General features: G+C 63.0%; 1 protein-coding gene. It reads left to right on the top strand.

Annotated elements, in window-relative coordinates; all coding sequences use genetic code 11:
- Positions 1 to 565 (top strand): AMP-binding protein (locus tag IEY68_RS35880; RefSeq protein ID WP_189094738.1); only part of this gene is annotated, 565 nt, incomplete at both ends.

The raw sequence follows: 565 nt of genomic DNA, 5'->3' as shown, positions 1-565 counted from the left end.
TATGTGCCGTTGGATCCCGCGCATCCGGCGGAGCGGATCGGCTACATTCTGGATACCGCGTCGCCGTTGTGTGTTCTCACGACAACCGCTGATGTGGCCGCGGTGGCCGACGGCGGTGTTGCGGTGGTGGCACCGGATGTCGCGGTGCTGATGTTGGACACCCTGGATGTGTCGGGGTATGCCGAGGCCGAGGTCGTCGATGCTGATCGGCGTGCGCCGGTGCGGTCGTCGAATACGGCGTATGTGATCTTCACATCCGGATCGACGGGTCGTCCGAAGGGTGTGGCGGTTCCGCATGCGGCGATCGGTAATCAGGTCGCGTGGATGCTGGATCAGTATCCGCTCGACGCCTCGGACGTCTATCTCCAGAAGACCGCGACCACGTTCGATGTGTCGTTGTGGGGTTATTTCCTGCCGTTGGCGGCGGGTGCGCATCTGGTGGTGGCGACTCCGGACGGTCATCGAGATACCGAGTATCTCGCGCGGGTTATCGCCGAGCATCAGGTGACGGTGACCGATTTCGTGCCGTCGATGTTGTCGGTGTTCGCTGCGCATACTCCGGCGG

Source organism: Nocardia jinanensis, assembly GCF_014645735.1.
In the GTDB taxonomy this organism is placed as follows: Bacteria; Actinomycetota; Actinomycetes; order Mycobacteriales; family Mycobacteriaceae; genus Nocardia; species Nocardia jinanensis.
The sequence above is the reverse complement of the archived record's forward strand: the minus strand, read 5'-3'. Positions and strand labels throughout refer to the sequence as shown.